The following is a 26,880-nucleotide window of genomic DNA, read 5'->3' as shown; positions in this document are numbered from 1 at the left end:
CCGGAAGCTAAGCCTGCCTGCGCCGATGGTACTGCACCTGGGAGGGTGTGGGAGAGTAGGTCGCCGCCAACCTTGACGTTGGAATAATAGAATATGGCGTGTTTGTGTTTGTGTGTGGTGCGAGCCCCGGTGGGCCACACCACACCTTTCGTATGCACAGAAACAAACATGGGATGGACACAAGATTCTTCTCATAGATCTGGGAACGCATTTCCGTCCCGCTTCTTATCCGAATGAAATCTTCATAGAAGGCCATTGCTAGCCTGGGGACTATGAGGAAGTTGTATATTGCTGCCACCGTTTGGTTGGCTATCGGGCTCATCGCTGGTGTGTTTTATCGCGAATTCACCAGAGCCCACGATTTCGAAGGCACTACTCAATTATCTGTGGTGCACACCCACTCGCTTATTCTTGGCATGACGATGAATCTTCTTTTCCTTGTCTTCGCCTTGGTACTGCGCATTGACAAAGATCGGCGGTTTACCACATTCTTTTGGGTATACAACGCGGGAGCAGCGTGGACCGTCGGGTTTCTCGCTTTCCACGGCATTCGTCAGGTCCTCGGTCAAGACTTTCCGGAGTCGTTGGCCATCTTCGCAGGTATGGGCCACATTATTATCACCGTTGGGTTTGTCCTCTTCTTCGTGATTTTGAATAAATACGTCAAGAGATGGCAAAGGAAAAATAACGTATCACACTAGGTCCGTCGTTTCCTGAACATGGTTACCCGTATCCGCTAACTATCCGGTTGTAGCAGACCATTCGGGTGTAATGGAAAGTTTCCCGCACGTTAAATCTTCCCAACGAGATAGGTAATCGCGGGAAACCAACGTAATCTAAGTTGCGTAATTACGCACTATCCTCCGCCAACGTCGTTTATTAAAGTCATTTATCAAAACCCAAATCGCCGCGTTTAAGCTATCCCGCCCGTTAGGGGCCCGCACCTAACTTAAAAGCGGCTTTAGCCGTGCTGTTTAAAGGAGCCCTCATTATGCGTCTACGTTCAGTGGCTGCAGCTATCGCAACTCTGGCGTTATCCGCAACCGGCCTCGTTGCCTGCGGTGATGGGGGTGGAGCCACTCTCGACGGAGCGGGCGATCCCAACATCGTCCGGACCGCAGCGTCGGAACCCCAAAACGGACTCATCCCCACAAATACCAACGAATCAAATGGTTCCCAGGTACTGGAACTTCTGTATCGCGGCCTTGTGTCCTACGACGAAAATGGTAAGTCGCATAACCAAGTCGCTGATTCCATCACCGCTAATCCAGACAGCACAGAATTCACCGTCCGGCTCAAAGACGGGTGGACATTCACCGACGGAACACCCGTCACTGCAGATTCATTCATCGACGCCTGGAATTACGGAGCAGCCGGAAAAAACGCCCAAAAACAACAAGACTTCTTCTCAAATATTAAAGGGTTTGACGACGTCAAAGACCCCAGCAGTAGCGTCGAAAAGCTGTCCGGGCTGCAAAAAGTGAATGATAAAGAATTCACGATTACGCTCTCCGATCCGGACTCCCAATTCCCCATCAGCCTCGGAGCGACGCCGTTTTTCCCGCTCCCGCAGTCGTTCTTCGATGATCCGAAGAGCTTCGGCGAGCATCCCGTCGGCAATGGGCCCTATAAACTAGATGGCCAGAATGCGTGGACTCACAACAGTTCGATCCGAACAGTAAAGAACGACAAATATGCTGGTGACGATAAGCCGAAGAACGGCGGCGTCACCTTTAAGCTGTACGAAAACCTTGATACGGCGTACACCGACCTGCAGGCGAGCAACCTTGACATCATCGGTCAGACCGTTCCCCCGACGGCGATGCAGACCTTCAAAGATGACTTTCCGTCCACGCACCTCGTGAAGCCGATCGCGTCCAATGGGGGCTTCGTCATTCCGCAATGGCTCGACCACTTTGGCAACGATGAAGAGGGGCATTTACGTCGGCAAGCGATCTCTATGGCGATTAACCGGAAGCAAATTTCCGACAAGATCATGAACGGTACGCGCGTGCCAGCGAAGGACTTTACCGCGACGACGCTCGGCGACGTGCCCAATGTCGAAGGCAGCGACGTGCTGGACTATAACCCGGATAAGGCCAAAGAGCTGTGGAAAAAGGCTGACGACATCAAACCGTACAGCGGGAAATTGGAGATTGCGTACAACTCGGACGGCGGCCATAAAGAATGGGTCGAAGCCGTATCGAACAGTATTCATAACGTTTTGGGGATAGATGCCACGGGCAAGGCGTACCCCAACTTCAAAGCACTCCGAAACGAAGTATCGAGTGGGTCGATTCATACCGCTTTCCGAAGTGGCTGGCAGGCAGACTTCCCTTCGCAAGCGAATTTCCTCCAACCCCAATTCGCGACGAATGGAGCGTCGAATGACGGTAAATACACCAACGCGGAATTCGACAGCCTCCTGAAAGACGCGTCGAAGGAAAGCGACCAGAAGAAAGCGCAGGAGATCTACGCGAAGGCGCAGGCGATTCTCATGCGGGAGCTCCCCGAAATCCCGCTGTTCTACTACACCGCCTCTGCCGCGTGGACTACCTCGCTATCGAACGTGAATTACGACTGGAAAGGCGTCCCCATCTTTACGGACATCACGAAGAGCTGACCTATCGGCCGACCGATCGATAAGGCTCCCCCACGATAAGGACCCCTCATGCTTTGGTATATCGGAAAACGATTATTACAGATGGTGCCCGTTTTTCTCGGAGCAACATTCCTCATTTACGCCATGGTGTTCCTCACCCCCGGCGACCCCGTCGCGGCACTAGCCGGGGATAAACCCCTGAGCCCAGAGATTATCCACTCCATTCGCTCGCAATATCACTTAGACCAGCCATTTATCGTCCAATATCTCCTGTACCTCAAGGGGATTTTTACCGGTGACCTGGGACAAACGTTCTCCGGGCAAAGCGTCGGCACTGTTCTGGGAAATGCGTTCCCTGTCACGATTCGGCTGGCACTGATGGCCATCGTCATCGAAACCGTATTCGGTATTGGTTTCGGTGTCCTCGCCGGATTGAAGAAGGGTGGGCTGTTCGACTCCACCGTCCTCGTTATCTCGCTGTTCATCATCGCGGTGCCGATTTTCGTCATCGGCTTCGTTGCACAGTTCCTCTTTGGCATTAAATGGGGAATCCTACCAGCCACCGTCGGTGCGCAGGGCGACTTTAAACACCTCCTCATGCCCGCCTTTGTGCTGGGTCTCGTGTCCTTTGCTTACGTGCTGCGCTTGACCCGATCAGAAGTGGCCGAAGCGCTGGGCCGGGACTTTGTGCGTACTGCCTATGCCCGAGGAATGAGCAAACCACAGGTCATCCTCCACCACGTGTTGCGAAACTCCATGATCCCCGTCGTGACGTTTATTGGTGCTGACCTCGCTGCGCTCATGGGCGGGGCGATCGTCACCGAAGGCATCTTCAACATCAACGGCGTCGGTGGCCTGGTCTACCACGCAGTGATGTTAGGCGAAGCGCCGACCGTCGTGTCCGTCGTCACGGTCTTAGTCATTATCTTCGTCGTATCGAATCTCCTTATTGACCTGCTCTACGCACTTCTTGACCCGAGGATCCGCTATGCCTAATCCATCACACACACCCGCCCACAGGTCATCAGAAGGAGAAACATCAGCAGAATTGCCGACGACTCACGGAGGGAATTCATTGGCAGCGGAAACTCATTCCCCGGCGGCGGGACGCCATGAGAGACACGAGGGCCACGGTGCCGGACTAGTTACGTCGTCGCGAACGGAACGGTGGGTCGCTGAAACGGTGGGCGTGGATGAACCATCGCGTGACGATCTTCTGGCGGACAAGAAACCATTGAGCACGTGGGCAGAAGCCTGGCAGCGGTTGCGACGTCGGCCCCTGTTCTGGGTATCAATGGTGATTATTCTGGCGGTGCTGCTGGTTACGTTCTTCCCGGGACTGTTCACATCGACGGACCCGAAAACTGCTGACCTGAGTAAATCGCTGGAGGGGCCGGAAGCCTCGCACCCCTTTGGTTTCACTCGACAGGGTTACGACGTGTACTCCCGCACTCTGTACGGAGCGCGCGCCTCGGTCGTGACCGGCGTGTCCGTCACAATCGTCATCACGATTCTGGGGACGATCATCGGCTCGGTGGCCGGCTATGTCGGTGGCTGGCTGGACGCGGTGCTGTCCCGCCTGACCGATATTTTCTTCGCGATACCGCTGATCCTTGCGGGCATCGTTCTGATGCAACTGTTCAGCGAGCGCAATACGCTGACTGTCATCCTGGTGCTGTCCGCATTCGGCTGGCCGCAGATGGCGCGCATTGTGCGTGGTGCGGTCATGACGGTGAAAAACAACGATTATGTCATGGCGTCGCGTGCGCTTGGTCTCTCGCAGTGGAAGATTCTGCTGCGCCACATCATTCCTAACTGCCTCGCGCCCATCATCGTTATGGCAACGACGTCGCTGGGTATCTACATCGTGGCGGAAGCAACGCTGTCCTACCTGGGCATTGGATTACCACCACAAACGGTGTCGTGGGGGAATGACATCTCGACGGCACAAAACACCCTCCGAGCAGCGCCGTCGACGCTGTTCTACCCCGCGGGTGCCCTGGCCATCACAGTGCTGGGCTTCATCATGCTGGGGGATGCGTTAAAGGATGCCCTCGACCCGAAGGAGCGTACGGCCTCATGACATCGATCCCACATTTTGCGAACCGACACTCCACGGAGACGCAATCCGTGAATAAATCTGAGCACAGCGTCGGCACGCACAATTCCAGCAACGATACCCGCCCGCTGTTGCAGATGCGCGACGTCGATATCGCCTTCGGCGGAAAGAAGCGGCCGATACCGACGGTGTTCGGAGTCAACCTCGACATTTACCCGGGGGAGACTGTCGCGATCGTCGGTGAATCTGGTTCGGGTAAATCCACGACGGCACATTCGATCATCGGTTTGCTCCCTGGTGGAGGCCATGTGACCGGCGGTACCATCACCTTTGATGGCCGGGACATTACGCACGCGTCGCCTAAGGAGTTCACGGCTCTTCGCGGTGCGGACATCGGTTTAGTTCCGCAAGATCCCATGTCGAACTTGAACCCCGTGTGGAAAGTAGGTTTTCAAGTCAAGGAGGCTCTGAAGGCCAACAACGTCGCGACGGGGTCCGCCGCCCACAAGCGGGCTGTTGAGCTGCTCTCGGAGGCTGGACTGCCCGACGCTGATAAGCGCGTGAACCAGTATCCGCACGAGTACTCGGGCGGCATGCGCCAACGCGCGTTGATAGCGATCGGTTTGGCGGCGCGTCCGAAGCTGCTTATTGCCGACGAACCGACGTCGGCACTGGATGTCACCGTGCAGCGGCACATCTTGGATCACCTGGATTCGTTGACCCATGAACTGGGCACGGCGGTGATGCTGATTACGCACGATCTCGGTTTGGCGGCCGAGCGCGCGGATCGGATCGTCGTGATGAGCCAAGGGCGCGTTGTGGAATCGGGTCCTGCGCTGGAGATCCTTCAAGATCCTCGACACCCCTACACGCAAAAGCTGGTGGGGGCGGCTCCATCGCTGCGGGCGCGGCGCCATGATGTCATTGAACAGCGCGAAAAAGTGGCCCACGAGGCCGAGGAAAGGGCCCTCGAGCGCACCACTGGGCCGCACGCGGCGCAGGATGGCGACGTCGAGCACATTATTGAAGTCCGTGACTTGGGGAAGGACTTTCCGATCCCGGGTGGCCCGCCATGGAAAAAGAGCATGTTCACGGCCGCTGCGGATGTGAATTTCTACATCCGGCGTGGGACCACAACGGCGCTGGTGGGGGAGTCTGGTTCAGGCAAGTCCACCGTGGCGAAGATGATCCTCGGCCTGCTGCAGCCGACGCGGGGTTCGGTCACGTTTAATGGGCGCGATGTCACCGCTTTGAACCGAAAGCAAGAGCTTGCTTTCCGACGCAGGGTGCAGCCTATTTTTCAGAACCCGTTTGGGTCGATCGATCCGATGTATTCGGTGTTCAACACCATCGCGGAACCGCTGAAGATTCACAACATTGGGAATCGAGCGAGCCGCGAAAAGAAGGTTCGCGAGTTGTTGGACCGTGTGGCCATGCCGGCGGCGATGATGCACAGGTTCCCGTCGGAACTATCCGGCGGTCAGCGGCAGCGCGTTGCAATTGCGCGTGCATTGGCCCTGGACCCCGACGTCGTCATCTGCGATGAGGCGGTGTCTGCCCTGGACGTGCTGGTGCAGTCGCAGATCCTGAACCTGTTGAATGAGCTGCAGGCAGAGATGGGGTTGAGCTATCTGTTCATCACCCATGACCTTGCGGTGGTCAAGCAGATTGCCGACGACGTGCTGGTGATGCGTCAGGGGCGTCTGGTGGAGCGCGGAACAACGGATGAGCTGTTCGACCATCCGCGTGAGGAATACACGCGTAGCCTGATTGATTCGATCCCTGGCGGGAGCATCGACCTGGGCGGTGCGTAGCGGGGCTCGTAGCGGGCGCGGGCTCCGCAGTCCCGCCCCCTAATCGGCGATGGCGTCGAGTGGACTGATCCGCGATGCGCGTATGCCAGGCCAGACCGCAGCGATGATGCCAACGACGGCGGATGCAATAAGCATTGCGATGATCTGTTCCCATGGGATGACAATTTGCGTAATGCCTTGTGCTTTCATGACGTTCATGAACATCCACCCAATGTAGAGCCCAATAATCACCCCGATAATCGCACCATAGACGGACAATTGGATACTTTCGAGGGTGATCATGCGGCGTACCTGCCCGCGCACCATGCCCACGGCTCGAAGCATCCCGATTTCTTGCCGACGCTCAACAATGCTGAGCGCGAGCGTATTGATAATCCCAACAATCGCGATGACCACCGATAGGGCCAACAAACCATAGAGGATGGACAACAGTTGGTTAACAAGTTGTGCTTGTTGGCCTTTGAATTCGTCGCGTGTTTGCACTTGGACAATGACGTAGTGTTTGACCTTCTCTTTGATCCTTTTCTGCATGGTGACGTCGTCGACGGAGTGGTCGGTGCGGACCGTGGTCATGAGGCTGCGCCACGTGTGTTTATCAGGGCTGATCTTGTCGATATCCTGCTGTGACACCAGCGCGGTGGGGAAGAGCTTGCTGTCCATGATCCCGATGACAGTGGAAGTGGCGTGTGCGTCGGCGGGCGCTCCCCCTTGGGATATGAGTCCACCAGTAGAACCCGGGCTAGCGGCCGTGAGCGCGTCTATGTCGACGGTGTCGCCCACATGCAGGCCGTGCTTCTTAGCAAAACTGGCGTGAATAACAGTTCCGCCGCGGGAAAGGTCCTCGGTCCCCTCTTTCATCTTGAGATCGATGTAACCGTGTGGATTGTTGGGCGTGAAAATCACATATCCACGGTTCTTGTCGTCTCCCCGCAGCGTGGCGTTGGCCAGGGTGTAGAAGGGGGCAACTCCGGTGACACCATCGACAGATGCGATCTCCTTGTTCACACCACCAGGCAGAGAAAACATACTTCCCGTGGTCGCGCCGGGCGGCGTTGCGACGAGATCCGCGGTGAGTTCATTGTCAACAAGGTCCGACACTGTGCTTTTCATGGAGGCGCCGATCATGCCGACGGAACTCACGAGGGCGAGCCCGAGGGTGAGGGCGAACGCAGTAGTAGCAGTTCGTCGGGGGTTTCTCGACGAATTGGTGGCCGCGAGCTTGCCGACGGAGCGCCAGGGCAGTCCGAGGACGCGCCCTATTCCACTGACAAGCGGAAGGGAGAGCGCGGCGGAAACGGCAAGCGTGCCAACGATGATGGCCACGGCCCCGATGCCGAGGATGATCATGCGGTTACGTGTCGTAAAGTCGTCGGCGTAGCTTCCCCACCACGCGAGGGCCGCGCCCCCACCGAGGATGATGAGTCCAATGAGGGTCCGGCGAAGCAAGGGCGCGGATTGCGTCGTAGCGTTCATCGATTCGACGGGCCGCGTGGAACCCGCTCGCCAGGCAGGCGCCCACGCGCTCACCAGCGTGACAATGATGCCGATAACAAGCGGCCACACCATCGACTGCCACGTGAGGGGGATCGAGGAATCGGGCATGTCAAGGCCCGTCTTACTGAGCCCCGCCACAAGGAGGTGAACGAGCCCGAATCCAGCAGCGATGCCGATGACTGACCCGACAATGCCGACGATCAGGGCCTCGATGAGCACAGAGCGCGTGATCTGCCCCCGCGACGCACCCAGCGAACGCAGGAGTGAGAACTCACGAATCCTTTGCGCCACGATCATGGAGAACGTGTTCGCAATGATGAACGTGCCGACAATCAGGCCGATCGCCCCGAAAGCCAGAAGGAAGTAGTTGATGAAGGTCAACTGGCTGGAAATACTCGACGTCATCTCTTTGGACGCTTCCTTGCCAGTTTGGACTTTGCTCCCGGGGACAGCGCGAGAGATGGCCGCCATGACCTGCTGTTTATCCGCGCCGGGTTGGATGGCGACGTTGTAGGAGCTGATGCTGGTGCCGGCGAGTTCGCGGAATTGGTCGGGGTTCATGGCGACGCCGGCCCACCCGCCAAAGTTGGTCGACGTCGTATAGAACCCGACGATGGTGACGTCGGTACGCATGGTGGGTGTGGCGACAATGAGGTGATCGCCGAGGGAAATGTTGTTTTTCTTAGCGGCGTTGCTGTTGAGAGTGGCTTCCCCCGACTTGGTCGGTGCGTGTCCTTGGGTAATGGACCACGCGGTGTTGGCTTGCTCGTCGTCGGGATAGTTGGGGAGGATTTGTGCCGTTGCTCCGCCGGTGTCGATCATGGTGCCGTCGTCATGGGCGACGGCGACATTCATGTCGGTCATTTCGTTGGTGGCGCGGACGCCGGGAATGTTGTTGATGGTGTCGCGTTGGTGGGCGAAATCGGTGGCATTGCCGGGTTTGACGGCGATGTCGACGCCGTCGTACATGGTGGTGACGATCTCGGTGAACGCCTTGTTTAGCGTCGCGGTGAAGATGAACGATCCAGAGACGAACGCTGTGCCGAGAATGACGGCGAGGACGGTGAGAGCGAGCCGAACCTTGTGCGCGCGGAGGTTCCGAAAGGAGAGCGTCCACATGGGATGGTGACGCAGCTGATTGTTGGGCGTGGCGGATGCGTTCATGAGGCCTGATTATCTGGGTTGTCGATGGTGGCCATGGTGGTGAGGATGGCTTCTGTGGTGGGGTCGGTGAGTTCATCGACAATGTGGCCGTCGGTGAGGAAGATGACTCGATCCGCGTAGGACGCTGCGCGAGGGTCGTGGGTGACGATGACGACGGTTTGATCGTAGTCATCAACGACGGACCGGAGGGTGGTCAGGACCTCGGTGGACGAGTTGGAATCGAGGTTGCCGGTGGGTTCGTCGCCGAAGATGATGTCGGGCCTCCCGATGAGCGCGCGGGCGCAGGCGACGCGTTGTTGCTGCCCCCCGGAGAGCTCGGAGGGCCTGTGATCAAGGCGTTTCGTGAGGCCGAATGAGGTGACGATGTGCGTGAACCATTCCTTATCGACGCGATGGCCACCGATGTCCATGGGTAGCGTGATGTTCTCAGAGGCAGTGAGCGTGGGGACCAGGTTGAAAGACTGGAAGACGAAGCCGATGCGGTCGCGTCGGAGCCGGGTGAGCTGTTTGTCGTTGAGGGTGGAGAGGTCGGTGTCGCCGACGAAGGTGGAGCCTTCACTGACAGAATCAAGCCCGGCCATGCAGTGCATGAGGGTGGATTTTCCGGATCCGGAGGGGCCCATGATGGCGGTGAATTCCCCGGTTCGGAATTCGACGGAGACGGAGTCGAGCGCGGTGACGCGGGTGTCGCCTTTGCCGTAGTACTTGGAAATGGCGTCAGCCCGGGCAATCGGGGCGTTAGTGCCGGCTGGAGTAGAGGACATGAGTGAGCCTAGGGATATATGGTGTGGTTTTCTTCGGTTGTTTCTGCGTCGGGGAAAACAGTGGTCTTCGGCGCGGTATAACCAGGTCGTAGGGAACGGGGTAAGCGTTTATTGCTGTCGAGTTTGGTCTTGTGTCCCCATTGGATAACGGGGACGGAATTGGGTTGTGCGTCGTCCGTGGTGGTTTTTGTGGTGTAGTCACTGGGTTTCGACGAGAACGCGAGTGAATTCCCCTTGGTCAGCGCGAATCCGATGTTTTTCACGAACCGGGACGGCGACATCGGCGAGCGGTATGCCTCGAATAGTGAGACAAAGCCGGAATCGTGGAGCGCGATTCGTGCTGCGTGGACCTTCTTTTCGCTATCCCAGAACGGAGTGTCGGCCACCGGCGTGGCGCTGTCGGCAAGTTGCCAATACAGCGGTAGTGATTTGTCGTGCCCGATACGCGCGTTAGATTGTCGCGATTGTCGGGCAGCGAGTGGATTTGCCAACCCCATGGGGTCCACGACCCGGACGTCAAGCGGTGCATTCATGCTGGTCATACCCAGGTTGATGTAGGAGACCGTGACGGGGGTGTTATCGAGCCCACTGGCTGTGCGGAGCACGTCGTCGTAGTGGCTGGTGGCGTCATCGACGGTCGATGACTTCTTGCCAAGCTTTGCCAAGGACTCTTTTTCTTCAGGGCTGGTGAAGTTGGGGACGGGGGTCCAGACGAACCGTATGTCTTTATAAGGTTTGGTGGGGACAGAAGCAAAGGGCTGGACGTGGGGGCCGTCGGTAGTTAAGCCATGATCTGGGGTTCCGCTGTGAGAAGAGTTGTCCACGTGGGGAATAGTTCCTTCGAGCGAGCCCGTGTAGTTGATCATGGTGGGCGCAGCCAAAAAATCTTCCGCCCTGGTGAGGGGGTCATGCGCTGAGTGCCCAGTAAAAGTAGTCCAGAATTCGCGTTCATCGACGATGTCGAGGTGCTTAAAATCTGCAACTGTCGTTGGCTGGGTAAAGGGGTGACCAGCGCATAGGCGGATAATCCCCCATAGTCCAACACTTGCGCATCCCGCAATGATGATGATTGCCGACGCCACCAGTGGCTGCTGCGCCGCGCGGGAATGCTCATGGCGCTTTTGCCATGAGTGCTCTTCAATCGTCGAGAGTTGTGCTCGTGTGGACGACGCATGTGCGAAGCGGATAGGGACAACGGCGATGGGCATGACTAGGGCGAACAGGGGGAGAAGCCACATGCGTCCGTGCATGAAATCGCCACCGATTCTGATGACGTAGAGCACGTGCAGTACCCCGCAGGACACCATGATGATGACGGGGAGTGGAGTGCGGCGCCCGTCGGCCCGGAACACTGCGATACCGATGATGATCGCAATGGGAATAATGAGCCACAGCCAATAAGGGTTAGCGAAGTCGAGGACATAGCGCCAGCCTTGTTTCCAGTCCGAGCCGGAGGCAGATTTCGCAACCGCAGTGTTGGGGACCAAGAGGCCGTAATAGCCTGCTCGGAAAATCTCGTAGAGAAGGGGAAGTGGAACTGCCCACGCGAGAAGCGTCCAGCATCGATGAATAACGAGGAGTACGACGATGGTGGCGGCTCCGTAGAGTGCTAGCTCGGGGCGGACTAGCCAGCTCAATCCGGCCCAGAACGCGAGGGCATAGCTAGACCGGGGAAGGGAGCTCGTGCGGTCCCGCCGGCCCCGGGCGTTATTCCAGTACACCATCAGGAACCACAGCACAGCGATCCAGAAGATGGAGAGCCCCCACTCCAACCCCGAGGTTGTGAAGTCACGTGCGGGCGGGAGGCAGATATAGAGCAGCAACCCACAGGGAACAAACAGGGCCCCCGGTGAACGGTGAAGAGCAGCCGACCCCAGAGCGGCAATCGCGACCGCGAGGACCGAGAAAACCAGGCCTGTATAGATGGCTATGGTCTCTAGACGCGCTGATGAGACCGCGGCAATGACGTAGATAATGTACTGCCACATAACGGATGTATTGGCCTCGACGCGCTCGCCCGCATTAAAAACAGGGCCATTACCAGCGAGAAGATTGCGGACGGTACGCAAAACGATGAGCCCGTCGTCGCTAATCCACCGTCGCTGCCACCCGCCGATAGCGAAGATCACAGCGACGGCCAACGCACTCACCCATGAGGTGATGTCGGAGCCTCGAGCGCTCCCGGACTGTGCCGCACTATCTGTAGCAGGCGTGTTTTTGCCCTCATACCCGGCGGTTTTAGCGTCGGATGAATGCTGCTCGGGGTCCCTCGTGGTCATGCCAGGATACTAACACTTGGGCCGGACATAGTTGGCCGCAATGACGGCGCCAATGATGGCGCAGTTATCCGCTCAGACCCAGTGTGTGAGTCAGATCCGGCGCCGTCACGATAATGGGCCGATGAAGGCAGGGATCAGTCCAGCTCAATTGCGTGGATCGCAGGCATAGGGGCTGGTGCCATGCCTCATCAACATGCTGGTGAGCGTCGATAGCTTCGGGCAAAATCCGCGGATAGACCTGGTCGCCCATAATGGGCACTCCCAGGGAATTAAGGCACATCCGCAGCTGGTGGGTCTTCCCCGATAGCGGGTGCATGGTGTAGAGGGCGTAGCGAGTATCACGCAATGGGTCCCCGAACCAGTTGTGATAGCGCTCCCGAAGTGCGCGTTCATCGTCGTCGGTCAACATGCGTATCGACGAAATGACGGTCTCCGCATTGGGCTCTCCGGGTTCCAGCCGAGCCTGGATGAATCCGTGTGTCTTTTCCATGCGTTGGTGAACGTGAATGCCGTCGTCCTCGAGGTTGATGGTGCCGGAGTGGATGGCCACGTGCTCTATCTCGGCGCGGTCAGTGCTCTCTGCGAGAACAAGGTGGTAGGGGGCGATCGCCTGGTAAGTTTTCCGGACTTGCCGACGCGCGAACAGCGTTTGGTACGGCCCGCGATAGCGTGGATGAGTGGTGAACAGCAGGAGGCCAGAGGTGGGGCGGTCGAGCCTGTGAGCAGGAACGAGGTTGTCATTGCCGGTCGCCCGCCGAAGGCGCACGGTGGCTGTTTCCGTGATGTGCCGCCCCCTGGGCATCGTCGCTAAAAATGGTGGTTTATCGACGACGAGGATCCCTGGTGACGAAAACACCGGTGTGCAGTGCCCGGGGACTGGTGTTTCGTAGGCAGGCATGCGGTAGAACCACATTTCGTCATGTGGTTGAAGCAGGTCAGAGGGGTTGAGGGCGCGTCCCCGACCATCGCGAACGAGCCCGGCGGTGAACCGTTCCGCGCGGGCAGCGGTGGTGTCGGAGGGGTGGCGGTGTCGCTGGGAGGAAATCAGGTGCTCGAGGAAATCATCGGCCGTAATAGGCGCTGCACCTGCCGGTACACGGGCATGTGAGGGGTTAAGCCCATCACGAATTCCAAGAGCACGAACCATGCAGACCAGCATAAAGGGCGCGCGGTGGGCACCTGTAAGTGTGGTTCGCGGTGAGTGCTGCTGACGGCCAGTAGTGGGAATCATGGACGGAATTGGCCGTCACCGTTGTTATGGGTTGTAGAGCGAACACAACACTCAATCTCGACAGTTAGAACTGCACCAATAAAACCGTAGGAAGGGTGTTCATGGTTAACCCAGATAGTCCGTCATCAGGCCAGGTGACGTCGGATACCAGCACCACCGACCTCAGCAATATCGAACTTGGTCTTCTTGACCTCGTCCCGGTGAGCGAGGGCATGACAATGTCGGATGCTCTCCACGCGACGATCCGTTCAGCTCAGGCGGCGGAACGTACCGGTTACGACCGTTTTTGGCTCGCCGAGCACCACAATTCGAAGTCGTTGGCGTCGTCGGCAACCACGATCATGATCGGTCAAGTGGCGGCGGCAACGCACTCTATTTCGGTCGGCGCCGGGGGTGTGATGCTGCCTAATCACGCGCCTCTTCACGTTGCGGAGGAGTTCGGTACCTTAGACGCCCTCTATCCGGGCCGGATTGAATTAGGTTTGGGGCGCGCCCCAGGCACGGACCCGATGACGGCGCAGGCCTTGCGTCGGGGGAAGTCGGATGTGCCGGATTTTGAGCACGATCTAGCCGAGCTGCGTCGTTACATGGGTCCGATGGCGCACCGCGTCAATGCCTTCCCGGGATTGCGCAGCCACGTGCCGTTCTACATGCTGGGTTCGTCGGAAAATGGTGCGATGATCGCGGCGCACGCGGGTCTCCCGTTTGTGTTTGCCAGCCACTTTGCTCCTTTCCGCTTGTCGACGGCACTTGAGACGTATCGCAATAACTTCGTCGCAGGAGCATATGGTGATCGTGCCGACGGTTCTACTGCCGACGCCGATAGCGCCGATGGTGGTGTCGGCAGTAATGCTGCTCGGAGTAGTGCTGTGTCGGGTTCGTCGTTGAGCAAGCCACATGTGACTGTGGGGGTTAACGTGATGGTGGCAGAGACTGAGGAGAAAGCTCGGCATCTGTTTACGACGCATGAGCAGAGCTTTTATGGGATTGTGACGGGGACTCGTGGGCTGTTTAGGCCGCCGAAGGACGTGCGGGACGGCAATGTGATGGCATGGCAGCAGGTGGATGCGGCATTGCAGGTGAACGCCGTGGGAACGCCTGATCAGGTGAAGGATAAGATTGCCCGCATTGTTCAGGCGACGGAGGCGCAAGGTGTTATTGCCTCTATTTATGCCTTTGAGGTGGAGGATCGGCTGAGGGCGATTGAGATGCTGGGGGAGGCATTGAGGTCTTGAGACCTCCTTTCCGGGCCTCACCAGAAAGCAACTCTATTTCGGGGGTAGTATCGTGCACCTCGGGGGTACACCACTGCGACTTATGGGGGTACCGTAAGAGGTGGCAATGGTGTTGCCCGTCGGCTGTGATAATCGGTGTGCCGGCAGCAACATTACTGCACAGAAACTAGTTTCGCCTTAGTAGCGCAACGCATTGTGCGGGCAATAACGCTCGCATGAGTGACCTCGAAAGTGGGATGTCATGGTGAAGCAAAACGTTATTGTTGTTGCCGTTGATGGCTCTGCCGCCTCTCAGACGGCTACTCGGTGGGCTGCGAATACCGCACTGAAGCGGAAGGAGCCGATCCGCCTGGTCAGCACGTACTCTATGCCTCAATTCTTATACGCAGAAGGCATGGTTCCTCCGCAGGAACTCTACGATGACCTCGAAGCAGAGGCCATGGAAAAAATTGATACCGCCCGCAAGATCATTGCGGATTTCGACGAGTCCGTCGAGGTCAGCTATCAGGTGGAAGAAGGCAACCCCATCGATATGCTGCTCGATATCTCCCAGGACGTCACCATGATTGTCATGGGTTCGCGTGGCCTGGGCGGTTTTTCGGGCATGGTCATGGGTTCCGTCTCAGCCGCCGTCGTCAGCCACGCGAAGTGCCCCGTCGTAGTCGTCCGTGAAGAATCCGACGTATCGACGGCGACGAAGTACGGCCCCGTCGTCGTCGGAGTTGACGGTACGGGAGTTGCTGAGAAGGCCATCGAAATGGCATTTGCCGAGGCCAGCGCCCGTAAGGCCCCGCTACGTGCAGTTCACACCTGGATTGATATGCAGGTTCAGGCTTCCCTCGCCGGGTTGAATGCGGCCCAGAAGCAATGGGAAGAGATTGAAGAAGACCAGAAGCGGCTGCTCGCCGAACGGATCAGCGGTTATAAGGATAAGTACCCCGACGTGGAGGTCGAGCAGATTATTACTCGCGACCGCCCAGTTCGGGCACTTGCCGACGCTTCCGAGGATGCGCAATTGCTCGTCGTTGGTTCCCATGGTCGCGGTGGATTCCGCGGTATGTTGTTGGGATCGACGTCGCGCGCGCTGCTGCAAGAAGCTCCGTGCCCGCTGATGGTCGTCCGACCGGAAAGCAAGGTATAGGCCGACATGTAGGCACTGGCGTCGCCGAGCCCATTGTGTGGCTGCATCGTGTGGCTGCGTGGCGCCCTGGCGCTTACAGCGGGACTGCTACCTCAGTCGCGGTGTCGTGTGGCTTTGGGAACACGTTAAGTAGTAAGTTGGTCGGTTGATGGATATAGAGGCCATCAGGATCCTTACTCATAGGCCATTGGGCTGTACGCCCTCAAGACACCAGTAGACAAGGAGAGTGACGGCGAGGTGCCAGCTGCAAAAACAACGACTCGTCGTCGCCGGGATCGGCCGAGTCCTCGTCAGCGATTGCTTAAAGCTGCCACTCGTCTATTCACTACTGAGGGAATCCGGGTTATCGGTATTGACCGTATTCTCCGCGAGGCCGACGTCGCTAAGGCCAGCTTATATTCTTTGTTTGGATCCAAAGATAATTTAGTCATTGCCTGTTTAGAGCAGCTAGACGAACAATGGCGAACGAGCTGGCACGAACTCGCCGATCAGCGCGAAAAACCGCAGGACAAGATTCTGGCTTTTTTCGATATCTGTATTAGCGAGGAGCCGGGGAAGAATTATCGGGGGTCCCATTTCCAGAACGCGGCGAGCGAATATCCGCGCCCGGAAAATGATGGGGAACGGGGAATTCGCCAAGCAGCATTGGAACACCGTCGGTGGTGCCGCGACACGATGGCGGAGCTTCTGACCAAGAAGTACGGCTATGCGTCCCGGACTATTGCGGAACAGATCATGGTGTTCTTGGACGGAGGCCTAGCAGGGGCAAAGATGAGCCGCGACGTCGTCCCGCTTCAAATTGCCCGGGAACTCGCGCGGCAGCTGCTATCTGCACCACCCGGCAATTACGTCATTTAAGGTCTCTATGTAATTGGTGCGCGGCGCCCCACGCACTCCCTATACGCGCACGTCGTTATATGGCATCCAGTCACTGACCACAGGGAACACAACCTGCATCAGAATCAGCACTACTGCCGCGATGAGCACGAGTGCCTCGACCACGCGAAACCAGGTGGGACCGGGGAGGTGCCGCCAAATCCATGCGTACATGTGGTGTTCTCCTTAGCTTTCTAATTCGGCTGGTGTTTTGTTGCCATCTTTCGCTTCAACGCGGTCGAGGACGGCGTGAATCACCATGCGCTCGGCATTGGAAAATTGCGGATGGCACGTGGTCAGCGTGATCATGGACAGTCTCGCGGACTCCGGCGTGGAGTCCTCTTTACCAGGAACGGGGGCGATCGTGCTGATGTTGCTCGGCGTCGTGATGTAACGACCACGGACGGAGGCATAATCGCCTGTCGTTGCCTGTTTAGCTAGCGTCGGCGATGTGCAGTGTGCCAGGGCGGTTTCACGGTGGGCGCCTTTTTCGTCGATAGGAAGGACTCGATACACGTACCAGGATTCACGAGTTTCGACGACGATTGAGTCGCAGGTTTTGAGGTATCCCAAGTCATTAAATGGAGCGCCGCGGCCGACACGGTGCCCGGCGAGCGCGAAGTTTCCCTTGTCGCCGGGGTTTTGAGTTCGGGTGTAGTGCCCGGGCCCGCGGCTGAGGTCGCTGGCAGACGTCCCCTGAATAATGGCGTAGTTCCAGTCCGAACCGAATGTGGGAATGCGAAGCTTTCCCATGGCTTCGCCTTCGTCGGCATTGAGGGTGTTGCGGGCGTTGGCCCATTTGTCGTCGAGCTGGCTTTTGGCCTGGGACTGTTCGTGGTCGGACTGGATATTCGTCCAGTAGGCTTCGTAGATCACAAACAGCATGATGACGATGCCGATGGTAAGGATGAGTTCTCCGCTGACACCTAAAATTTTCGACGCCGTGCTGGTCTGACGCCGGCCGGTGCCGGCTGATACCGATCCACCTGACGACGCTGTGGCGTTATCCGTGGAGGGTGCGGATGGTTCAGTGTCGGCGCTGGTCTGTGTAGCGCTGGTGCTGGAATGTGTATCACCAGTATCGGCCTGGTCGGATTGCTGCGCGGCAAGTTCGTCGGGCGAGACCGGAGACGTGACTGTTTCCTTACTATGGCGAGCCATAGACGGCAGTGTACGGCAGATAGAAGCACTTCTGCGAAAATCGTTGTGCGAGGCAGCTATGTTCCACGCCGCCCGGGCCCGTTGCGGTATATCTTCTTCTCAAGGTAGGAACGCTCTTGGTGGAACGCTATTGTCTTATGGTGGTGTTCCTGACTAGTTAATGGGAACGGTTCAGGAATTGTCGTGGCCCTCACGCAGATAATTTGAGAGGTAGTGCATGATCTACAGTCTTTTCGCGTATCCGGTTTCGGGAGTGATCAAACTGTGGCATGTGCTTCTCACGGCCCTAGGTGCAGATCCGATTTCGTCATGGATCGCTTCCTTGTTTTTGTTAGTCATGACGGTCCGTCTTATTTTGCTTCCCTTTGCGTATGCGCAATATAAGTCGACCCGCATTCAGGTGAATCTGCGCCCTGTCATTAACCAGATTCGGGAAGAATACAAGGATAAGCCGGGGACTGCGGCCCGGAAGGAACGCATAGCCAAGGAACAGAAGGCGCGAAAAGACGCTGGGTATCGGCTCAGTGCTGGGTGTCTACCGGTCTTTATCCAGTTGCCCTTCTTTTTAGGTTTATATCGCGTGTTGATTCATATGGCCCGGCCCAAGGGCGGTCTCGGGGCTGCGCAGCATGAGCCTATTGGTTTCTTAACCAGTCAAGATGTGGGGCAATTTCTTCAAGCTAAGGCTTTTGGTGTTCCTTTGCCGGCCTATGCGGCTATGGCGTCGGAGCGTTTACAGGCAATGGGCACGGATAAGTCAACTATTTATACCTTGGCTGTTCCGTTGGTTCTTATCGCCTCGACGTTTACGACGATTAACATGTCGTATTCGACGTACCGCAGTTATCGCCAGTTGGAGCATGACAATCCCATTGCTGTGAGGATGCAGAAGATCATCATTCCTATGGCCGTCATGGGTAGTGCCAGCCCCTTGTTATTTGGTCTGACGAGTCCGGTTCCTGTGGCCATCTTGTTCTACTGGGTTGGGAATAACTTGTGGACGATGAGCCAAAACATTTTGCTCTATCGAACAATTGATAAAAGATTTCCCTATACTCAGGAATTTCGTGAACATTATGCGCGGACAAAGGCCGAGCATGATGAGGAGAAGCATGCCAAGAAAGAGAAAAAGCGCACTCTGAAGCGAAATAAGTGGCGCCGTCGGGGGAGGGGATTGATACGACCTTGGCGGATTCCGGCTCTGTGGTTGGAAGGTCACCGAGAGAAAAAGGCCTATAAGCAGGAGAAGAAACAGGCGAAGCTGGATAAGAAGCAAGAGAAGAGAGAGAAGAGAGCCGCTGATCGTGAGGCCGATAGGCAGGCTCGGCAAGCCGCGGCAGCGGCAGCAGCCCGTGCGAACAGGCCTCAGATTAAAGCGATTGAGACTGGCCGGCACGCTCTGAAAGACACACTAGAGACCCCAGAGCTGGATGAGAAGCGGAAGAAAATCATTGCGGCTCAGACGCATGGAGCAATGGTGCCGCAACAAATAGCGCATACTGCGAAAAAGCCGAAGAAGCGCCGTGGCCCGTCGTATTCGGGTTGGGGACCGCGCGAATAGGCCGCGACAAAGATGCGACTAGCCCGCGACTAAATGATTAGAGCTGTAATTTCTCGATCACTGTTTCGGCAATCTTTTGTGTTTTCACGGTCTGGGTTTGGTCAGAGTGGACAATAACCACCACTGGGCCCTTGTGAATTGCGTACACTGCCGCATTTTCCGCTTGAGCTCGATATCCTTCCCACCCCGTCGGTTGGTTGGTGTGTTCAACATCGCCACCGCTGACGGAATTGTCTGAATTCTTGGTAATTGTTGCGGCATCATCCGTTGTTCCTGGATGAGTGATAGCGGCGCTGATCATATCGATAGCTGCTTGTTCGTTTTTAGCTGTCCGAATGATTGTTTGCGCTTGAGGTGTATTTCCATACGAAAGCCATTGGCATGCCGGGGGATTAAACCGCTTATCGACAGACACTCCGGTGACGCGTTGACCGTTGAGGTCCGCCATGTCCTGGTTGTCCAAGTATGGGCAAGGCGTCGAGTCTGAAGCGTCAGAGGAGGGGCGAGCATCGATCGGGAGGCCATCGGCGGCCACGGTGGCTGAGGCAGCGTTAGAGCTGGCTGTAGAGCCATCTGATTCCGATCCGCTTGATCCGTCGTTAGAACATGCGGCAAGTGATACTGCGGTGATTGCGGTAAGGACGGTGGATATGGCCACACGGAAGCTCTTGTGGCGTGTTAGGTGTCGTTTCATAGGTCGATTGTGGTTCGTGTATTTGTTGCAGGCGTTATCGGAGCCGAAATGTCGGAATCGATATGTCGTGAAAAAGCGATGAACACCGCTGTGTGCGGTATCCATCGCGGGCAGGATTTAATAACCGGAAACGGATTGTTTCGGTTTAGGAATCTTTGTTCACCGGGTGAGCGCGATCATAAGCCTCGATGATTTCTTTCTTAATCTGGCCACGGGGTGCAACGTGGTAGCCATTCTCATTGGCCCACTTACGGATTGCGCGGTTGCGAGCCTTGGTGGCCTCCGAGGAAACATTGTTGCGGTATGAGGAACGACGACGTCCACGGCCGCTTTCTTTTGTTGCGGAGGAAATGAATGGCTCTAAAGCCTCGTGGAATTTACGGGCGTTGTCTTCCGAGACCTCCAGCATGTACGCAGTGCCGTCGACGCTGAAGTGAATTTCTGTTGCGTCGGACTCGGTAAGTTCGGTGCCGTCTAGGTCATCAAAAATTTGTGGAACGTATCGACGTGCCATTGTTATCTCCTTATATCAATCTTTTCTTATGGTGAGAGAATCTAGCCGCGGTGAACCCTACGATCACGCACCATGATTGAGCGCCGTCACGCGGCAGCGTACGACACGATGACATCAAATGGATGACATCAAATGGCCGTAACCATATGTCGATAACACCATATGCTACACCATTATGCGTATATATTCGGCGAAAGTCTACTCGCTCCCACCATTAATTTCTCTATTTATTGGAAACCTTCTTTTAAAGCACTAACGCGGTTCTGAACACTATTAACGGTGTGCCAACAGATATCTCTGAGACGATTTCTCACCACTGTGAATCAGTTTTTACTACGTGTTTACACAGGGGGCTTTGATCTGGTGGGCATAATCCCGATCCAACTGCCAGCAAAACATAAGGAAGGCAAAAGAGGTTGTATTCGAAAAGTAGCCCCACCACACCTACCGACATTCTGCCCACATAGAAAAGCTCCACAGGGCGGAGAACCCTGCGGAGGTAGGAATGTGATGGGTATTAATGCGCGATCTTGTGGTGGATCTCCGATTGCATGGCATCCAGCTCAGCCGATGCCTTCGATAGCGCCCGGTTACGCTGCTGCTTCGGCATCTTCTCTGCGCTCTCAATGTTATTGAGCAAAAGATCCAGCCGCTTATTGACGTCCCTGGCGAAACCGGACGGGGCATCCTTCGCCTGAACTCGTACATTCTCTACACGAGCTTTCAGCGGAGCGCCATCACCGCGGAACCGAGACAAGTCCTGAGCAGACAGCCCCAGTTTCTTGGCTTTGTTCGCTACGCTTCGGCCTTCAATTCCATTGACCGCTCTGTAGATCAGGGGGATAACTACCGGAGCCGCCACGCGAAGAGCCCCAGCCCACTTTGCAGCCTTAGCGGGCGAGAAACTCCGCTCACGAATTTGCTGCACAGCGGCCTGTGCAAGGTCCTTTTCATGCTTGCGTTGGTCCTTGCGGTCCTTCGCATCCTGCTTCATGACCTTTTTGGCGGTCTTGTTCAGATATTTCTCTTTTTTCGCGTTGAGCTTCTTTTCATCCTTAGCGCGGGACTTTGCCTGACGCTTCGCGATCTTTTCAGCTAATTTACGGTCGCGACGTTTTTGACGTGCTCGCTTTAATAATCCCATGATCCATCCTTGTTGAGTTCAGAGCTAATGCGCTGGCGCGTAACCGACCGGCACTTGCTCTGCGCTACCGTGTTGGAATGCTCAGTAGTTCACGTAAATTTTAACTACTTCTATCGTCTTCTACTCTAACGGTTATCCTGCCATAGAGCGTTAATTGTGGTGCCCTCACCATATTTTGCGCGAGCCCGCCTGAAATAATGAACCTAATGACTGCACCGAGACCCCATCCCGCGGATACTCCCGTAGAGGCTACAGAGCTATCGGGATGTCGGTATCGCATTCGCCAACACCGCACCTTCGATCGTGAAGGCCAGCCTCGTCCACCGCGGGAAGCAGCTCGAGCGCGTCAGGCCAGGTCAGAGCTCGAACGTACTCTGGTATTTGGGCAGCTGAGCGACGACGGAGCCACCGTACCCGGCGTTGGCAATAAAAAATCACTCACAATGACGATCGCTAATTGTGCGAAGGAAGCCAGATGGGCGACGGATGCCGAGACCCAAGCGGACTGCGATCATGCGGGGACGCACCTCACCCTCCAGGATCGTGAGGCGATGTGGGATGCCCAGGAGTGCGCCACTCTGGAGGCCCTGGCTGAGGGCGTACGAGTGATTATCAACCCGCGGCTCACGGCGCGAATATCCATGGCAGAGCTGCAGGATGCGCGCCCCGGTGTGGACGTGGCTAACCCGTGGTGGTTGGCTGATCCCACCGATCCGGCCCTGAGCCCCACGGATGACGTCATTATCGGTACTGCTCCTGACCTGCTGGTTCGGGTGGATTCATCGGTGTTCCCGCATGAGGCTCGCTACATGCCGGTCACTGTGAGCACCCACCAAGGCATCGTGCCGGACCCCACACGGCGCATTATGTCGGTCTCCTTACCGAGGTTGGGCACATCGGCTCCCCTGTGGCGGTCGGGCCGGGCCAAAACGCACTCCGGAGACATTCATCCGCTGGTCGCGGCGCATTATGCCCTTCGCGACGTTGGGTCGTCGTCCGACCTGATCGGGATTGTGGGGCAGGGCGCTCATGATGTCGCGGTGTGGCCCGTCGGCACGATGACCGACGGGTTTGTTGATGCAGTTCGAGTGCCTATCTCTACGCAGCCGCGAAAAATTAAGGCGTGCCGCAGCTGCCGCTTTGAGCGCGATTGCCACACCGAATTGAAGCAGATGGACGATATCAGCCTTGTTTTACATGGGGCGCGGGCGGACAAATATCGCCTTGCCGGCATATCCACTGTTCATCAGCTTGCCGACGCTGGCTGTGGCGATGCCAGCATCATGGCGTATGCCTACACGCAAGGCTGGACAGCCGTTCATCGTCCTGACAAGGTGCGGCAATGTCGGAATAAGGCGCATAAGGCGCATGGAAGCATCGCGGCCGAGAATAGGGTACGGACGGACCTTGCACGTGGTGATGCCGACGTTGTCCGCAGAGCAGATGTCGAAATCGATGTGGATATGGAAGCGTACCTCGAGCGCGGATGCTACTTGTGGGGGACCTGGAACGGATCCACCTACCGACCCTTCGTGACGTGGCAGCAGCTGAACTCCGATGCCGAAGCACGAAATTTCGCCATGTTTTGGGCGTGGCTCATGGATCAACGAGACCGCGCTCATGCCCGGGGCGATAGCTTCGCCGCCTACTGCTATGGGGCTCAAGGGGAGAACATGTGGCTTAAACGGTCTGCCCAGCGGTTTGGTGGGCTCACTTTCAGCACTGCTGCCTACGAAGGCCCGGAACCAGCACCCGCAACAACGGTTACCGTTCCCACCGTCGCGGAGGTCAACCAGTTCATCCGCTCGCCCGAATGGGTTGACGTGTATGCGGCCGTCAAAGGCGAACTGGTGGGGCCAGCAGGATTGGGCTTGAAAACCGTGGCGCCACTTGCCGGCTTCCACTGGGAAGACGCCGACATGGACGGGGAAGCATCATTATCAGTGTTTATGCAGGCAAAAGGGGTCGATCCATTAACTCCCATCCCCACGGGCGTGACGAGCAAACACGACGCCCGCGCACTACTCCTTCGCTATAACAGGGATGACTGCCGCGCGACGGCCGTCGTCAGGAATTGGCTCACGGCAGGCGCGCCGGGCGCACACACCATGCCCGCCCCACACCTCACCGTTAACTGACCTTGATCTTGCCCATCGCGCCGCGTTCAGCGTCGGCAAACTGGTGGTTAACCATCGTGTAGGTACCGGCTTCGGGGAAGTCGGCCTCCACAAAACCGCCCTGAGCGGCCAAAAGATCAAGCGCCTGAGAACCGCCATCGTCGACACCGAAGGCGTCACGCCCATGTCGAAGAGTGTACGAACCCTCCTTGTAACTGGTATCAAACTGCGTGCCCACAATGTGGAAGGACTCGGAAATATTCGGGCCCGCATTGAGCAACCAGAACCGTGCGCGCTCACCATGCTTGAGCTCGAGAGGCTTTTGGACGTACTGGTTCTCGAGGCCGTTAAACACCACCTTGCTGGGTTGTTCGCTGCGGAGCAATGCGGAATCAACCGGATTGTCTTTATCCTTACCCAGGCCATACAGCTCCGACTGAACCATGATGTACTCATGATCCACGGGGTCCAGGTCCGGCGGATCAATAATCACAGCACCGAACATGCCGGCAGCAATATGCATACTGATCGGGGCCGTACCGCAGTGATACAACCAGATACCGGCATGCTCAGCGCGGAACCGGTACTCCAGCGACTCACCAGGCTTAATAGACCGCATGGGCTGGTCAGGGCTCACCATGCCCGCGTGGAAATCAATCGAGTGGCTAATAGAACCATCATTCTTTAGATGGACGACGAACTCATCGCCGACGTGACCACGCAGCACCGGCCCCATGGGCGCACCGTTGAATGTCCACGACGCGCGCTTCGTGCCGTCTTCCCGAATTGTCCGGTTAACCTGTGAGACCGTCAAATCAATATCGTGTGTTGTCCCCTCGGGTGCAGGGCCCACTGATGGATCGCGAATGACCTCGGGTTTCAGCGGACTATCCGTACTCGTCGATGTCATAGAGTGTCCGCTGGCGTGAACATCGTCCTTATCCGACGCAGCATCGCCGCTGGAATCGCTGTCGGTGGAGTTTGCCCCGGCGGAACCGTTTGAGCCGCCCTTGATATTCACGGTCAGCTCCATACCGCGCATTTGGTGGCCGGGGATAGTGCACCAACCCTTAGTCTTCTTCGTGATCACGCCCGATGTGAACGTTTTGCTCTCTCCGGGGTCCACTTTCCCCGTTTCGCTGCCATCGGCCAGCTTGAGGTCATGGACTTGGTCGCCATCGTTCTTCAACGTCACTTTGAGGCGGTCACCAGCCGGAACGTCAATGGAATTTGGGCTGAAGGACATGCCTTTGGCCGTCACGGTAACTGACGTCGTATGCCCGGTTGCCGCGACGGTGGAGCCCCCGGAATTGTCCGACGAACCACTACCGGTCCCGGTTATGGCGAGAGTGGTGCATGCAATGAGCGCGATCGCTGACATCGTGGCCGCAACCTGGGCGAGCGGTGAGCGTGAATGCGGTGGGTTCGGGGGAATCGCGCGGGCAGCGTTGGTACCGGTCTCGTCGGCAGGTGAAGTAGACGACGCTGCCTGCTCATCAGCCTTTTTCCGACGTGTCGCAGCCTGCGCGCGAATCGCCTTAACTTGGTTTTTAGCCGACACAGCAGCCAGCGGAACAAACATCGCTAAGCCAATACCCGCAGCAAATGAGCCCACAATGTGAAGCCATCCGCCGACGGGAAGAACCCACAGGATCAAGCCGACGTTCACCATCGTCGTTCGCGCAGGACCCATGAAATCCAGCGTCGCAAGGCCTTGTGATACGGCCTTACCGCCACCGCCCATCGTCGAGGGAAGCAGGTAGCACATCACACCAATGAGCAATTGCGCGCCGAAACCAACCACCAGAGGAACCGTCGGCGTCGAAATAATCTCGTCCGGGTTCAGGATCTGGCTGATCCCCGCGACGAGCATCGTGCCGATGACCCACAGAACGGCGAAGGCCACCGACGAGCGCGCGAAAACTGCAGGTGGTTCGTGGGAGACGCGCCGGGAGTTCCGAACGATGCCCGCCCACGGGTGTGCGCACAGGATCCACCCTGCTCCGTAGACCACCATGCCGATACCGACGAGCTCGAAGCGTCCGGAAATTGTGCCAATGCTCAGCACCAGGATGCCGCCCAACATCGCGGCGAGCGTCGGAACTGGGCGGAACCCCGACACGCGCGCACGCCAAATAGCGGGGAAAAGGATGGTCAGTGTGCCCGCGGCGGTTAGGCCGACGAAGCCGAGCACGTTGACCGCCATGTGCATCACAATCAGCCGGTCATGCCACGTCCCCGGAAGAGGATGAGCCAGGGTCGCGCCCAAGCCCGCGCCAATGGGCAGGATTAACGACGCAGCGATGTAGAACATGACGATCGCCGCGTAATCACCCAGTTCAGAGCCGGATTTCGCGGCACCGCGACGTGCCTTCACCCATTGCGAAATGAGCGATATCGCGTGGATCGCCACGGCTACACCAACAATGACGGCTCCCACGGTGACAACAATCCACGCCCACCCGTGCGCGCCGCGTGCAGCGTCGTTAAATGCCTGCCCAATGACGCAGAGGATAACGCCCACGTTGAGGGCATAAATGAGGGCCACCTGCCTCGGGCGGGAGGAGTCAGGAAGTCTTTGGTGGAGGAACTTTTCGGTGAAGTGCTGTGACCACACCATAATCGAGTTCATCAGCGCGCCGAGGGTGAAGAAATGCACCATCATCCAGCGGTTATTTGGCACAAACGGGTGTGCCAAGGCGAGGACAATGATGGCGGCGAGCCACAAGCTCACGGGTCGGGAGGCGCGCCGGTGCCAGGACTTCGCTGATGTCTTCGAGGACGATGACTCGCTCGGCCCGCCGGAAGCAGGCCCGTGGGACCGGCCGGGGCTGGTCTGCCCAGCGGAATTGTCGTCGGCGGAGTGAGAAGAACGAGCCGAACCATCAGGGGAGACGGGGAGAGATTCATCGCGGGAACTCATAGTGATTTCTACGCTATTCCACACTGAGGACAAACGGGAAAATGGGCATCGAAAATGTGCATATAATCATGCTCCGAGCCTTTCGAACACCACCGCTTCGGTCTACC

At 57.2% G+C, this 26,880-nt stretch carries 20 protein-coding genes and 1 rRNA gene; 11 read left to right on the top strand and 10 right to left on the bottom strand.

Annotated elements, in window-relative coordinates; translation table 11 throughout:
* From rrf to JMN36_RS08885, 6 genes are all read left to right on the top strand, one after another.
* Positions 1–72, top strand: a 5S ribosomal RNA gene (gene rrf / locus JMN36_RS11105); the annotation flags it as partial.
* Between the two features lie 200 nt (positions 73–272).
* Positions 273–701 (top strand): DUF2871 domain-containing protein, encoded by a 429-nt coding sequence (locus tag JMN36_RS08905; protein WP_204087811.1) that lies wholly within the window; start codon positions 273–275, stop codon positions 699–701.
* A 290-nt stretch (positions 702–991) separates the two neighbouring features.
* Positions 992–2,623 carry a peptide ABC transporter substrate-binding protein gene (locus JMN36_RS08900; RefSeq protein ID WP_221924254.1) on the top strand — a complete coding sequence of 544 codons (1,632 nt, stop codon included), beginning with the start codon at positions 992–994 and terminating at the stop codon, positions 2,621–2,623.
* A 48-nt stretch (positions 2,624–2,671) separates the two neighbouring features.
* Entirely contained in the window at positions 2,672–3,598 is a 927-nt protein-coding gene (locus tag JMN36_RS08895) for an ABC transporter permease (protein WP_046201854.1), read from the top strand.
* Positions 3,591–4,685: an ABC transporter permease gene (locus tag JMN36_RS08890; RefSeq protein ID WP_204087813.1), complete on the top strand. Its 1,095-nt coding sequence runs from the start codon at positions 3,591–3,593 to the stop codon at positions 4,683–4,685. The genes JMN36_RS08895 and JMN36_RS08890 overlap by 8 nt, the downstream gene beginning before the upstream one ends.
* Complete coding sequence (locus JMN36_RS08885; protein WP_412728558.1) at positions 4,682–6,475, top strand: dipeptide ABC transporter ATP-binding protein; 1,794 nt, start codon at positions 4,682–4,684, stop codon at positions 6,473–6,475. The genes JMN36_RS08890 and JMN36_RS08885 overlap by 4 nt, the downstream gene beginning before the upstream one ends.
* A 39-nt stretch (positions 6,476–6,514) precedes the next feature.
* Here the strand turns inward: JMN36_RS08885 and JMN36_RS08880 are convergent, their stop codons facing one another.
* The 4 genes from JMN36_RS08880 to JMN36_RS08865 all read right to left on the bottom strand — a co-directional run bounded on the left by JMN36_RS08880 (position 6,515) and on the right by JMN36_RS08865 (position 13,323).
* On the bottom strand, positions 6,515–9,133 hold the full coding sequence (locus tag JMN36_RS08880) for an ABC transporter permease (protein WP_221924253.1): 2,619 nt from the start codon (positions 9,131–9,133) through the stop codon (positions 6,515–6,517).
* Positions 9,130–9,897, bottom strand: a complete 768-nt coding sequence (locus JMN36_RS08875; RefSeq protein ID WP_204087815.1) for an ABC transporter ATP-binding protein — start codon at positions 9,895–9,897, stop codon at positions 9,130–9,132. The genes JMN36_RS08880 and JMN36_RS08875 overlap by 4 nt, the downstream gene beginning before the upstream one ends.
* Before the next feature lie 8 nt (positions 9,898–9,905).
* Positions 9,906–12,176 carry an arabinofuranosyltransferase AftB family protein gene (locus tag JMN36_RS08870; RefSeq protein ID WP_204087816.1) on the bottom strand — a complete coding sequence of 757 codons (2,271 nt, stop codon included), beginning with the start codon at positions 12,174–12,176 and terminating at the stop codon, positions 9,906–9,908.
* 64 nt (positions 12,177–12,240) lie between these two features.
* On the bottom strand, positions 12,241–13,323 hold the full coding sequence (locus JMN36_RS08865) for a pseudouridine synthase (RefSeq protein ID WP_236881782.1): 1,083 nt from the start codon (positions 13,321–13,323) through the stop codon (positions 12,241–12,243).
* A gap of 185 nt (positions 13,324–13,508) precedes the next feature.
* On the opposite strand from JMN36_RS08865, the gene JMN36_RS08860 reads away from it, so the two are divergent.
* From JMN36_RS08860 to JMN36_RS08850, 3 genes are all read left to right on the top strand, one after another.
* Positions 13,509–14,642, top strand: a complete 1,134-nt coding sequence (locus JMN36_RS08860; protein WP_221924252.1) for an LLM class flavin-dependent oxidoreductase — start codon at positions 13,509–13,511, stop codon at positions 14,640–14,642.
* Between the two features lie 241 nt (positions 14,643–14,883).
* A complete protein-coding gene (locus JMN36_RS08855) occupies positions 14,884–15,783 on the top strand; it encodes a universal stress protein (RefSeq protein ID WP_046201857.1) in 900 nt (299 codons plus the stop codon).
* Positions 15,784–16,020: 237 nt separating this feature from the next.
* Positions 16,021–16,641: a TetR/AcrR family transcriptional regulator gene (locus JMN36_RS08850; RefSeq protein WP_204087818.1), complete on the top strand. Its 621-nt coding sequence runs from the start codon at positions 16,021–16,023 to the stop codon at positions 16,639–16,641.
* A gap of 39 nt (positions 16,642–16,680) precedes the next feature.
* Here JMN36_RS08850 and JMN36_RS08845 read toward each other — a convergent pair whose 3' ends face one another.
* Together JMN36_RS08845 and JMN36_RS08840 are read right to left on the bottom strand one after the other, a co-directional pair.
* Entirely contained in the window at positions 16,681–16,833 is a 153-nt protein-coding gene (locus tag JMN36_RS08845; RefSeq protein WP_204087819.1) for a hypothetical protein, read from the bottom strand.
* Between the two features lie 12 nt (positions 16,834–16,845).
* Complete coding sequence (locus tag JMN36_RS08840) at positions 16,846–17,820, bottom strand: class E sortase (protein ID WP_204087820.1); 975 nt, start codon at positions 17,818–17,820, stop codon at positions 16,846–16,848.
* A 217-nt stretch (positions 17,821–18,037) separates the two neighbouring features.
* Between JMN36_RS08840 and yidC the strand changes: the two genes are divergently transcribed.
* Positions 18,038–19,381 (top strand): membrane protein insertase YidC, encoded by a 1,344-nt coding sequence (gene yidC / locus JMN36_RS08835; RefSeq protein WP_221924251.1) that lies wholly within the window; start codon positions 18,038–18,040, stop codon positions 19,379–19,381.
* A gap of 37 nt (positions 19,382–19,418) precedes the next feature.
* On the opposite strand, the gene JMN36_RS08830 is transcribed toward yidC, so the two are convergent.
* The 3 genes from JMN36_RS08830 to JMN36_RS08820 form a co-directional block, all read right to left on the bottom strand.
* Complete coding sequence (locus JMN36_RS08830; RefSeq protein ID WP_204087822.1) at positions 19,419–20,075, bottom strand: DUF2020 domain-containing protein; 657 nt, start codon at positions 20,073–20,075, stop codon at positions 19,419–19,421.
* A gap of 145 nt (positions 20,076–20,220) precedes the next feature.
* On the bottom strand, positions 20,221–20,589 hold the full coding sequence (locus tag JMN36_RS08825) for a histone-like nucleoid-structuring protein Lsr2 (RefSeq protein WP_012730789.1): 369 nt from the start codon (positions 20,587–20,589) through the stop codon (positions 20,221–20,223).
* Positions 20,590–21,106: 517 nt separating this feature from the next.
* The gene (locus tag JMN36_RS08820) at positions 21,107–21,733 is read right to left on the bottom strand and encodes a DUF6474 family protein (RefSeq protein ID WP_046201861.1); all 627 of its coding nucleotides are present in this window, start codon (positions 21,731–21,733) and stop codon (positions 21,107–21,109) included.
* Positions 21,734–21,939: 206 nt separating this feature from the next.
* Here JMN36_RS08820 and JMN36_RS08815 point away from each other — a divergent pair, with 206 nt between their 5' ends.
* Complete coding sequence (locus JMN36_RS08815) at positions 21,940–23,871, top strand: ribonuclease H-like domain-containing protein (protein ID WP_221924250.1); 1,932 nt, start codon at positions 21,940–21,942, stop codon at positions 23,869–23,871.
* Here the strand turns inward: JMN36_RS08815 and JMN36_RS08810 are convergent.
* Positions 23,864–26,773 (bottom strand): multicopper oxidase domain-containing protein, encoded by a 2,910-nt coding sequence (locus JMN36_RS08810; protein WP_221924249.1) that lies wholly within the window; start codon positions 26,771–26,773, stop codon positions 23,864–23,866. The two genes, JMN36_RS08815 and JMN36_RS08810, sit on opposite strands and share 8 nt — an antisense overlap.
* Positions 26,774–26,880: the final 107 nt, after the last annotated feature.

It is taken from the genome of Corynebacterium pseudokroppenstedtii (genome assembly GCF_019754945.1).
Classification (GTDB): Bacteria; Actinomycetota; Actinomycetes; order Mycobacteriales; family Mycobacteriaceae; genus Corynebacterium; species Corynebacterium pseudokroppenstedtii.
This window is presented reverse-complemented; position numbering and strand designations above follow the sequence as displayed.

Excerpts from the sequence above, each read along its gene's own strand:
- JMN36_RS08905 (WP_204087811.1), top strand. The coding sequence starts at position 273 with ATGAGGAAGTTGTATATTGCTGCCACCGTTTGGTTGGCTATCGGGCTC.
- JMN36_RS08900 (WP_221924254.1), top strand. The coding sequence starts at position 992 with ATGCGTCTACGTTCAGTGGCTGCAGCTATCGCAACTCTGGCGTTATCC.
- JMN36_RS08895 (WP_046201854.1), top strand. The coding sequence starts at position 2,672 with ATGCTTTGGTATATCGGAAAACGATTATTACAGATGGTGCCCGTTTTT.
- JMN36_RS08890 (WP_204087813.1), top strand. The coding sequence starts at position 3,591 with ATGCCTAATCCATCACACACACCCGCCCACAGGTCATCAGAAGGAGAA.
- JMN36_RS08885 (WP_412728558.1), top strand. The coding sequence starts at position 4,682 with ATGACATCGATCCCACATTTTGCGAACCGACACTCCACGGAGACGCAA.
- JMN36_RS08880 (WP_221924253.1), bottom strand. The coding sequence starts at position 9,133 with ATGAACGCATCCGCCACGCCCAACAATCAGCTGCGTCACCATCCCATG.
- JMN36_RS08875 (WP_204087815.1), bottom strand. The coding sequence starts at position 9,897 with ATGTCCTCTACTCCAGCCGGCACTAACGCCCCGATTGCCCGGGCTGAC.
- JMN36_RS08870 (WP_204087816.1), bottom strand. The coding sequence starts at position 12,176 with ATGACCACGAGGGACCCCGAGCAGCATTCATCCGACGCTAAAACCGCC.
- JMN36_RS08865 (WP_236881782.1), bottom strand. The coding sequence starts at position 13,323 with ATGGTTCGTGCTCTTGGAATTCGTGATGGGCTTAACCCCTCACATGCC.
- JMN36_RS08860 (WP_221924252.1), top strand. The coding sequence starts at position 13,509 with ATGGTTAACCCAGATAGTCCGTCATCAGGCCAGGTGACGTCGGATACC.
- JMN36_RS08855 (WP_046201857.1), top strand. The coding sequence starts at position 14,884 with ATGGTGAAGCAAAACGTTATTGTTGTTGCCGTTGATGGCTCTGCCGCC.
- JMN36_RS08845 (WP_204087819.1), bottom strand. The coding sequence starts at position 16,833 with ATGTACGCATGGATTTGGCGGCACCTCCCCGGTCCCACCTGGTTTCGC.
- JMN36_RS08840 (WP_204087820.1), bottom strand. The coding sequence starts at position 17,820 with ATGGCTCGCCATAGTAAGGAAACAGTCACGTCTCCGGTCTCGCCCGAC.
- yidC (WP_221924251.1), top strand. The coding sequence starts at position 18,038 with ATGATCTACAGTCTTTTCGCGTATCCGGTTTCGGGAGTGATCAAACTG.
- JMN36_RS08830 (WP_204087822.1), bottom strand. The coding sequence starts at position 20,075 with ATGAAACGACACCTAACACGCCACAAGAGCTTCCGTGTGGCCATATCC.
- JMN36_RS08825 (WP_012730789.1), bottom strand. The coding sequence starts at position 20,589 with ATGGCACGTCGATACGTTCCACAAATTTTTGATGACCTAGACGGCACC.
- JMN36_RS08820 (WP_046201861.1), bottom strand. The coding sequence starts at position 21,733 with ATGGGATTATTAAAGCGAGCACGTCAAAAACGTCGCGACCGTAAATTA.
- JMN36_RS08815 (WP_221924250.1), top strand. The coding sequence starts at position 21,940 with ATGACTGCACCGAGACCCCATCCCGCGGATACTCCCGTAGAGGCTACA.
- JMN36_RS08810 (WP_221924249.1), bottom strand. The coding sequence starts at position 26,773 with ATGAGTTCCCGCGATGAATCTCTCCCCGTCTCCCCTGATGGTTCGGCT.